The organism is Novosphingobium indicum, assembly GCF_014645195.1.
Classification (GTDB): domain Bacteria; phylum Pseudomonadota; class Alphaproteobacteria; order Sphingomonadales; family Sphingomonadaceae; genus Novosphingobium; species Novosphingobium indicum.
In genome coordinates this window covers 23458-33378 of sequence record NZ_BMLK01000032.1, presented here as the reverse complement: position 1 = coordinate 33378, position 9921 = coordinate 23458, and the positions used below count along the sequence as shown (strand labels likewise).

Here is a 9921-nt window from a genome sequence, read left to right as displayed (position 1 = left end):
GCGATACAGACCGCGTTTGACGTCCAATCAGACCGCAAAAATACCCCGTTTATGGACGGACACTAATTAAAGCCGCAACGATTCAGGCCCAGCGCCGAAAGGGCTGTGTTGAACCGTCGGCATCTTTGCCGCGCAAATCGCACAGAAAGCGCTCCTTCCACGCGGTCAGGCTTTCGGTGGTCACACTATTAATCAGGTTGCGCCAGCGCTCCTTGCGTTCGTCCAGCGGCATTTGGGTCGCGCACAGGATCGCGGCCGCGCACTGGTCGTCGCTATAGGGATTGACGATCAGAGCATCTTCCAACTGCTCAGCCGCACCGGCAAATTGCGACAGGATCAACACCCCCGGATCTTCGGGTTCCTGCGCCGCGACGAATTCCTTGGCAACAAGGTTCATCCCGTCTCGCAGCGGGGTGACGAGGCATACGTCCGCTGCGCGATATATGCCCGCTAATGCCGCGCGGTCATAAGATTGCGTGTGATAATGCAGCGGGGTCCAATCTAGCTTGCCATAGTGCCCATTGATGCGCCCCGCCTCGGCAATGAGATGCTCGCTTAGCTCCTGATATTCCTGCACGCGGCTGCGGCTGGGCTGCCCAATCTGCAGGAAACTGGTCTTGCCGTGCAGCTCATGGTTCGATTTCAGAAAGCTGGAGTAGGCCGCGAATTTGTGCGGCAGCCCTTTGGAATAATCAATCCGGTCGACGCCAACCAGCAGCTTGCGCCCCTGGTGTACGTCTTTCAGCCGCTCGTAGCTTTCCCTACCAGCATCAGTCAGCGCCAACGATGCCATTTCGGCGGGGTCGATGCCGATGGGATAGCTACGCGCTGTCAGGCTGCGACCAAAATGGTCGATCGCACCATCGGGGCTGGGTACAGCGTTCAGATCGGTCGAGACATAATCGATAAAGGCTTGCAGCGACCCCCGGCTTTGAAAGCCGATAAGATCATAGGCGAACATCGACCACACCAGCTCGGCATGCTGGGGCAGGGTGATGAAAATCTCGCGCGCAGGCCACGGGATATGCAGGAAAAAGCCGATCCGGTTGGTAAATCCCATCGCGCGCAATTCGCGGCCCAGCGGGATCAGATGGTAATCCTGCACCCAGATCACATCATCGGGTTCGATGAGATCCCGCAAAGCCTCGGCGAAGCGGCGGTTCACATCGGTATAGGTATCACGGAAAGATTGTTCATAGGCGGCCAGATCGTTGCGATAATGGAACAAGGGCCAAAGGGTGCGATTTGCGAAACCATTGTAATATTCGTCAATCTCGCGGTCCGACAGGCTTAGCCGGGCGATGGTGACGCCGTCGATTTCGGACAATTCGGGGCGGGTCAGGTTTTCGGTGCCACTATTGCCGCTCCACCCCAGCCAGATGCCGCCTTCCTCACGCAGCGCGCCCGCCATCGCCATCGCAAGCCCACCCGACGACGCCGATTGCGGCTTGTCCAGATCGGCCACGCGGTTCGATACAACGATCAGTCTTCCCATTTTTGCCCCCTTGAAGGCTCTATTTGGTTGTTGCGTTGCTGCGCTTGTCGGCAAATGGGCAGCGCCATCCGGCATCGGTCAGCCGTCCCGAATATTGCACCGCCTCGCTGCTCTCGCCGTGGCGGGCGAGCATGGGATTGACCGTGCCGGCCAATGCGCGGTCACGGTCCAGTATGGTCTTACGGATTTTCTCGTACCGGCCCTCGGCGCGAAGCTGTTCGAATTGCTGGTGCAGGTTGAACACCAGTACGGGCGAACGGAACCGGCGTGCGGGTCGGCTGGCATTGGGATGCATGCCGACCACGAAGAACGCTTCTCCCCCGAACGAGAGGGAGAAGTGAGGGTCTTCGGGATCGCTACTGACTTCGGCGTCATAGGGCTGTTCCAGCCACGCGTCCTTGTCGGCTAGGGACTGGATGCGTTCCCACATCGCCGTTTCAAAGCCAATCTCGTCCAGATCTCTCGGTCCGTCGAACACGAACGCGATGGAGCGGAACAGCGTGGGGTCCTGCCGGTAATCATAGGCCCATTGCAGCAATTCGCGGTGGATCAGCACGTCGCTCCACCCGCTGGCCAGCGACCAGCATGGCACGATCTTCAATTGCCCGCGACTGAGCGCCGATTTCGCGCCCACGCAGGGAAAACCCTTGCTGCGTACGAAATTCTCGAATTCCTCAAGTAGGGCCGGGTCGGCCAGAGGATCTTCGGTCGGCATAGTCGCGCCCCTGATATGGTTGATGGCCCTACAAGGCGCCGGACCGCGATTGGTTCCGTCATTAAGAAGATTGATTCCGAATTAATTTAATAAATCGAGGAACCGCATGGCTGGGGCAATCATTAAACTCCGGTTCACCTTGGGAGTGCCCGAGTTTATGCATATTCTTGCGATTGCCCTTGGCGGGTGTTTGCGCGCGCCGCCTGTCCGTTACGGTATTACCGAGGATACCGGCGGTCATATCGCCTATATTCTCGGGGCCATGGCGGCACTTGCCCGCGACCCGCGGGTGACACGTGCCGATATCATCACGCGCCTGTTCGACGATCCGGCGCTGAGCCGCGTTCATGCCCAGCCGCGCGAGGCGATATCGGCCAAAAGCGAGATCATCCGGATTGACAGCGGCAACCGGCACTATCTCGCGAAAGAGGATCTGGCCCGCGACCGTGCCGCCTTCACCCGCGCTCTGATCGAATTTCTGCGCGCGTCTGACCGGCGGCCCGATATCATTCATGCGCATTTCGCCGATGCCGCCGACGTGGCCCGGCAGGTGAGGAACGAGCTGGGTATTCCCTTCATCTATACCGCCCACTCGCTGGCGCATGACAAGGCGGCGATGATGCAGAACAGCCCCGCGCTTGCCGCGCGGTTGAAGGAGGAGGACCGCGCCATCGCGGCTGCCGATGCGATCATCGCATCGTCACGCGACGAATGCGAACGCCAGCTGCCAGCCTATCCCTCGGCCCGGTTCGACCGCATCCACCGGCTGCGCCCCGGTGTCGATGTCGCGGATGTGCGCCGCAGCGACCTGATCCGCGCCCGCAGGCTGGTCGAACCGTTCCTGCGCCAACCGTCGCGCCCGATGATCCTTGCCATCGCGCGGCCCGTTCACAAGAAAAACCTTGTCCGGCTAGTCGAGGCATTCGGATCGAGCCGCGAATTATCCGCTCGCGCCAATCTGGTGATCCTGCCGGGCCTGCGTGCAGGCGTTAAGCGCGGAGAGGCGGAGCATCGCGAAGTGCTTATCGATCTGGTCGACGCGATCGATCGGCACGATCTGCACGGGGTGGCGGCCTGGCCGTCGCGCCATGACAGCCGGCAAGTGGCCGCCATGTACGAGCTGGCGCGCCGCAGCAGGGGTGTGTTCGTCAATCCGGCGCTGACCGAACCCTATGGGCTGACCCTGATCGAGGCGGCATCGCATGGGCTGCCTGTGGTCGCCACCCGCAATGGCGGGCCCAGCGATATCGTGGCCGAACTGGAGCACGGATTGCTGATCAACCCACTCGATCCCGAAGATATGCAGCGTGCCATGCTGCGCATGCTGGATGACGAGGTTCTGTGGCAGCGCTGCTCGCGCAATGCGCTGGTCAATATCGGCGGGATGAACTGGCGCGACTATGCCAACGGTTTCCTGTCCATCGCGCAAGAGATCGCTTCGGCGGACCGGACCGGCACGACGATGCGCCCGCGGCGCATGCTGATCAGCGATATCGACAATACGCTGACCGGTTGCCGGAAAGGCGCGCGCAGGCTGTCGGCATTTCTGACCCGCAAGCGCGCCTCGGTCGGGTTCGGGGTCGCGACGGGGCGGTCGTTCGTGGAAGCGCGGCGGTTGCTGCGCGAATGGGACATGCCGGTGCCCGATGTGCTGATCGCATCGGTAGGTTCGGAAATCTATTGGCGAACGGGTCGTGGTTTCCGGCTGGACGAGGACTACGCCGCCGCCCTTGCAAAGGGGTGGAACCCCGATGCGGTGCTCGCCGCGATGGACGATTTTCCCGGTCTTGTCCGGCAGGCACCCATCGAACAGCGGCGGTTCAAATGCAGCTTTCTGGCCGATGGACCCGACGTGCTCAACCGCGTTCGCGACCGGCTGGCGTCGCGCGGGATCGCGGCGAAGGCGATCCTCAGCCACGACCGGCTGCTCGACATATTGCCCGTGCGTGCCGGTAAGCATGCTGCTCTTGCCCATGTGGCGGCTGTGCTGGAGCTGCCCCGCGACAGGATTGTCGCGGCGGGGGACAGCGGGAACGACGTGGATATGCTGGCCGCATCGTCGCAAGCGGTTCTGGTCGCCAATTTTCACGAGGAAGTGCGCGGCATGGCCGGCCTCACCCATGTCTATACCGCCCGCCGCTCGCACGCGGCAGGCGTTCTGGAGGGGCTGCTGTGGCACGAGCGCCGCTCTCGTACAAAGGAGGCTGCCTATGTCGCTGCATGACAATCGCCCGATCGGCATATTCGTGCACCATCAGGGGCGCGGCCATGCCGAACGCTGCGCCCATCTAGCCAATGCGCTGATCGAATATCGCCCCGTTACCCTGTTCTGCGCGCGCGACGATATTTTTCCCGATCTGGCGCCCGCGATCGATCTGGTTCGCATCCCCTCGCTGTTTGAGCCGCGCGAACGCGAAGCGCCGCGACTGGCCGCGATGCCGGTGCCCGAAACGCTGCATTGCGCGCCACTGGGCTGGCACGCGATTTCCGATGCGGTCGCCGCGCTGACCGGCTGGTTCGCCAGCGCGCGGCCCGCGCTGTTCCTGTGCGATGTGTCGGCGGAAATCGGCCAGCTGTGCCGGATCGCGTCGGTGCCGCATATCGCGGTGCTGCAACATGGCGACCGCAACGATCCCGCCCATCGCGCCAGCTATGATGCGGCGGCGGCCTTGCTGGCACCCTACCATCCAATGCTGGAGCAGCCCGATCGGCCCGAACGGTTGCGGGCAAAGACGATCTATGCGCCGGGTCTTGGCATTGCGCCCTTCGATGCCGGTCCCGATGCGCGGACCCGCATCCATGCACCTGACGGGCGCGAACTGGTGGTGGTGATCGCGGGCGGAGGAGGGCAGGGCACGCCCACCGCTCCGCTAACCCTGGGCGCGCGGGCCGAACCCGATACGCACTGGATCGTGATCGGCAGCACGTTCAGCGAATGGCACGAAACGCCGCCCGGCAATCTGGAACTGCGCGGGTGGGTCGATAATCCGCAGGACTATATCGCCGCTGCCGACCGTATCGTGTCGAGCTGCGGTAATACCACCGTCCACCAGATCCTACAGGCGCGTGAGGCGAAAGGCGCAAGCTTTCCGTGGATCGCGATTCCCGAATGGCGCTATTTCGCGGAGCAGGAGCGCAAGGCAGAGGCCCTGGCAGCGGCGGGATTGTGCGCATCGCGGCCGGTCTGGCCATCGGATGGCGCAGCATGGGCGCAAATGTGGCAACAGGCGCGCGCTGCGGACGCGCATGAGGCGCGCAATATGATCGACAGCGACGCCGCGGCGGTAACCGCCTGCCGCATCGACCGGCTGGCGCGCGAATTATGGGAAGGTGCAGCGCCCCTTACATCGCAAGCGGAGCTGGCGGCATGATTTCGGTCTGTACCCTTGCCCACGGGCGTGACGCGCATTTGCGCAATCTGGTCAGGGGCCTCAACGAAAGCCGTCTGCCACCCGGCGAGCTGATCGTCGCGGTCTTACAAGACCAGCCTTATGATCTGCCCTATACCGTCTTTCCGGTGCGGCAGATCATGCTGCAGTCCGAAGGGCTGTGTCTTTCTGCGGCGCGCAACCGCGCGGCGGCAGAGGCGGGCGGCGGGCTGATCGTATTCCTCGACGTCGACTGTATTCCGCATCCCGATCTGCTACACGATTATGCGGCTGCCGCGCCTTGCTGCGCGGGGGTAATGATGGGAGAGGTCAGCTATCTGCCGTCACACGCGCCGTTGCAGACGCTCGATTACGCCGTCCTCGACAGACTATCGGTGCGCCATTCGGAACGGCCGGGGCCGCCTTCCACTCCCGTTGCCCCATGCCGCGATTATCGCTGCTTCTGGTCGTTGAATTTCGCAATGGAAGCGGCGCTATTCCACCAGCTGGGCGGCTTTGACGAGAATTATCGCGGCTATGGCGGGGAAGACACCGATTTCGGCCGCACTTGTGCCGAACAAGGTGTCAACCTGTTCTGGCTGCGCGGGGCGAAGGCCTATCACCAGTACCATCCCCATCACATGCCGCCGGTCCACCACCTCGACAGCGTGATCCGCAATGCCGAATATTTCCGCAGCAAATGGGGGCAGCCCACGATGCAGCACTGGCTGCGCGCCTTTCGCCTGATGGGGCTGGCCGAACCGGGCCCCGCGGGATGGCGCCGCATCCGCCCCACGCGCGAGGATGATCTGGCCCTGACGCGCCAGCAACAGCACCAGCCCTTTGCCAGCAGCGCCAAAGTGTTGGCGTTGCTGGAAAACGGTGCGGAAAAGGCAGTTGCGTGACGGCTTGTAAATCGGCGCACCCAACTTATCATTTGATAATAGGGCTGCCGGTCGACCGGTCGGCAAATGAAAGACAGACGACGACAGGTGAACCCGGATTTCCCCAATAGCTGGCGCTTCCTCCTGGGAAGGGCACGGCATGCGCTTTCGCAGGACGAGCAGCGGATTATCGAGGATATGCTCGAACCGGTGGAGCGTGTGTCGCACGACCGCGTCATCCTGCAGGACGGCGATCTGGTCGACCGCAGCACCTTTCTGATCGAGGGGTTCATGGCCCGCACGATCAAGCGAGACGGAAGACGGCATATCGTGTCGCTGCACGTGCCGGGCGATTTCGTCGATCTGCACGCCTTCGCACTCAAAAGGCTGGATCATACGGTGGTCGCGATTGGTCCGACCAAGGTCGCCTATGTCACCCATTGCCATCTGGAGGAGCTGCTGGCCCGCCATCCGCATCTGGGCAGGATGCTGTGGTTTTCGACCTTGCTGGATGCCGCGATCCATCGCGAATGGATTCTGACGATGGAGCATCTGCCGATCGAGGGGCGTTTGGCCCATCTGATGGCAGAGCTGTGGTATCGCCTGTCGCTGGTCAGGCTGGGGGACGAGGACGGCTTCAACCTGCCGCTGACGCAAGTGGAAATCGCTGACGCCTGCGGGACCACGCCGATCCATCTGAACCGCGTTGTACGCAGCCTGCGCGAGGCGGGGATTATGGAATTGTCACGCGGCCGCGTGACCATATTCGACCGCGCGAAGCTGGAGCGGACGGGCAAGTTCGACCCGTCATATCTTTATGGCGAAGGAGCCCTCAAGCTGGGGCAGGAACTCTCGCGCTAATCTTTCAGGCGGCAGGCCTCTGGCTGGCGCTGGTGGCAGTGGCCGCGAAAAGATGCGTGGCGTTGGGCATATCGGCCCCTTCATCCGCTTGCACTGCCAGAACCGCGTTGAAATGGCCGACGATGGCCGGATGGATCGATCCGTCGAAAACCAGCCTGTCCGCGCGCGATCCGTCGCGCCTGACCCGGAACGGTCCGATCGCCCCCAACCAAAGCTCTTCCGCGCCTTCGGGAGCATAATCGCCAAGAAGGCAGTAATCGGTCGACAACGCAACAATGCGGACCTGAACGGCCGCGCCATTATGTGTGCGTATTTCGCCCGGAATTGCGGGCGCGGTCGATGCGGCATACATTTTCAAAACCCGGTCTCGTGTTTCCGACAATCCCCGAAACCGCAAAGGCGCCATGCGGTTCCCGCGACCGGCCGTCCGATAAGGGCAACCGATCGCGGGTATGCGGTTATGCCTGTTTCACGGCCATGCGATCCCAGAAACGCAAATCCTTGATCGCGTTGACAAAGGGGGCCGGATCGCCCAGCTCGACAAAGCCGTCGTCCATCTTTTCGGCCACGCCCGCCGCTTTTAGCAGGGGCATGACTTCGGGTGAGAAACCGATGAACTTGGCATGGGCAAAGGCATCGTTGACGAAATCGATGCTTGGCTTGTCGTCCGCGAATTTCTCGCCGGCATCCTTGCCCATCACGATGGCCACCGCATCGTACAACACCGATGGAGCGCCATCGATTTTCTGGTTGGCGGGGCGATTCTTGCCATCGGACAATTTCGTACCGCCCACATGCGGAGCGACGATTTCGACCATGCCGCCTGCGCCTTCGATCGCTTTGGTCAGGCTGCTGACGATACCGGCGTCGGCCCCTTCGGCCAGATAGAGCCCGAGCTTGCGGCCCTTGAAGCTTTTGGGCGCGTTGGCAAGGATCGACAGGGCAGGGCTGGGCGGAAGATCGGTGATCGGCTCTCGCGCGGCCGGGATAGCGGCGGGCAGCTTCTCCATGCCCAGGCCTTCGGCGACCTTGCTTGCCAGATCATCGTCGATATTGCGCAAATGGCCGACCATGCGGGCGCGGATATCGGAGCGCTCGACTTTGCTCAGCTCGAAAGTCAGCGCATCGGCCATATGCTTTTGTTCGACCGGCGTTTGCGAGACATAGAACTGGCGTGCCTGGCTGTAGTGATCGGCAAAGGTTTCGCTTCGCGCCCGCAGTTTCGGGCTTTCGACCGGCGCTTCATAGCTGGTGAAACCGTGCATCGGACAGCCGCGGGGCCCGCGCGGTTCGCGATTGTCGTCGATGTCGCCCGACCAGCTGTTCGGCTCGTAATTCACGCGCCCCTTGGGATTGGTCATCGCCATATGACCGTCCTGCTGGAAATGCCGCACGGGGCATTTTGAGGCATTGATCGGGATATGGGTGAAATTGGGCCCGCCCAGACGCTTGAGCTGCGTGTCGAGATAGGAGAAATTGCGCCCTTGCAGCAGCGGGTCTTCGGTGAAATCGATGCCCGGCACGATATTCTGTGTACAGAACGCGACCTGCTCGGTTTCTGCAAAGAAATTATCGACATTGGCATCCATGGTCAGCGTGCCGATAATCTCCACCGGCACTTGTTCCTCGGGAATGATCTTGGTCGCGTCGAGAACGTCGAATTCGAATTCCTCCGCGAATGTCTCGTCGAAAACCTGTATGCCCAGATCCCATTTTGGGAAGTCGCCCGCCTCGATCGCGTCCCAGATGTCGCGGCGATGGAAATCGGGATCCGCGCCGTTGATCTTTAACGCCTCGTTCCAGACCACGGACTGCATGCCCAGATGCGGCTTCCAGTGAAACTTGACGAAATGGGCCTTTCCCTTCGCATTGACGAGACGGAAGGTATGGACCCCGAACCCTTCCATGAAGCGGAAGCTGCGAGGGATCGTGCGGTCGGACATAATCCACATGACCATGTTCATGGATTCGGGCGTCAACGAGATGAAGTCCCAGAAATTGTCATGCGCGGTTTGCGCCTGCGGAAAGCCGCGATCCGGCGCTGGTTTGGCGGCATGGATCAGATCGGGGAACTTGATCGCGTCCTGAATGAAGAAGACGGGGATGTTATTGCCGACAAGGTCCCAATTTCCTTCACTGGTATAGAACTTGGTCGCGAAACCGCGCACGTCGCGGGCCAGATCGGGCGATCCCTTATTGCCCGCCACGGTCGAAAAGCGCGTGAAGGTGGGCACTTTTACGCCGGTTTCATTAAAGATCGCCGCGCGCGAATATTCGGGGATCGCGCGCGTCAGTTCGAAATGCCCGTGAATGCCATAGCCGCGCGCGTGCACCACGCGTTCGGGAATACGTTCGTGGTCGAAGTGAAAGATCTTTTCGCGTGCGATGTGATCTTCCAGCAAGCTGGGGCCGCGCGCACCCGCTTTCAGCCAGTTCTGGTCGTCCGCCACCGGCGCGCCTTGCGCCGTGGTCATGATATCGTCCTCGCCGCGCGGTTTCTGATGGTTCGCGCCGCCAGAATCCAGATCAATTTCCTTAGCCATGGATCAATCTCCTTGATGCCGATTCACAATGCGCGGGGGCATGTTTGGTTTCGCG

Annotated in this window: 8 protein-coding genes; 4 read left to right on the top strand and 4 right to left on the bottom strand. The window is 61.6% G+C overall.

All coding sequences use genetic code 11. The features are described from left to right. Nucleotides 1-82: 82 nt before the first annotated feature. Nucleotides 83-1495 (bottom strand): alpha,alpha-trehalose-phosphate synthase (UDP-forming), encoded by a 1413-nt coding sequence (locus tag IEX64_RS21500; protein WP_188823147.1) that lies wholly within the window; start codon nucleotides 1493-1495, stop codon nucleotides 83-85. A 19-nt stretch (nucleotides 1496-1514) separates the two neighbouring features. After that, complete coding sequence (gntA, locus tag IEX64_RS21495) at nucleotides 1515-2210, bottom strand: guanitoxin biosynthesis heme-dependent pre-guanitoxin N-hydroxylase GntA (protein WP_188823146.1); 696 nt, start codon at nucleotides 2208-2210, stop codon at nucleotides 1515-1517. Between the two features lie 157 nt (nucleotides 2211-2367). On the opposite strand from gntA, the gene IEX64_RS21490 reads away from it, so the two are divergent. From IEX64_RS21490 to IEX64_RS21475, 4 genes are all read left to right on the top strand, one after another. Next, nucleotides 2368-4434 (top strand): HAD-IIB family hydrolase, encoded by a 2067-nt coding sequence (locus tag IEX64_RS21490; protein WP_188823144.1) that lies wholly within the window; start codon nucleotides 2368-2370, stop codon nucleotides 4432-4434. After that, entirely contained in the window at nucleotides 4421-5581 is a 1161-nt protein-coding gene (locus IEX64_RS21485; RefSeq protein WP_188823142.1) for a hypothetical protein, read from the top strand. Before IEX64_RS21490 ends, IEX64_RS21485 begins: the two co-directional genes overlap by 14 nt. Continuing rightward, complete coding sequence (locus IEX64_RS21480) at nucleotides 5578-6483, top strand: glycosyltransferase family 2 protein (RefSeq protein ID WP_188823139.1); 906 nt, start codon at nucleotides 5578-5580, stop codon at nucleotides 6481-6483. The genes IEX64_RS21485 and IEX64_RS21480 overlap by 4 nt, the downstream gene beginning before the upstream one ends. 87 nt (nucleotides 6484-6570) lie before the next feature. Continuing rightward, nucleotides 6571-7323 carry a Crp/Fnr family transcriptional regulator gene (locus IEX64_RS21475; protein WP_229710633.1) on the top strand — a complete coding sequence of 251 codons (753 nt, stop codon included), beginning with the start codon at nucleotides 6571-6573 and terminating at the stop codon, nucleotides 7321-7323. A 4-nt stretch (nucleotides 7324-7327) separates the two neighbouring features. On the opposite strand, the gene IEX64_RS21470 is transcribed toward IEX64_RS21475, so the two are convergent. Both IEX64_RS21470 and IEX64_RS21465 read right to left on the bottom strand, forming a co-directional pair. Beyond that, nucleotides 7328-7681 (bottom strand): hypothetical protein, encoded by a 354-nt coding sequence (locus IEX64_RS21470; RefSeq protein WP_188823135.1) that lies wholly within the window; start codon nucleotides 7679-7681, stop codon nucleotides 7328-7330. Nucleotides 7682-7781: 100 nt separating this feature from the next. Further along, complete coding sequence (locus IEX64_RS21465; RefSeq protein ID WP_188823133.1) at nucleotides 7782-9866, bottom strand: catalase; 2085 nt, start codon at nucleotides 9864-9866, stop codon at nucleotides 7782-7784. Between the last annotated feature and the right edge of the window lie 55 nt (nucleotides 9867-9921).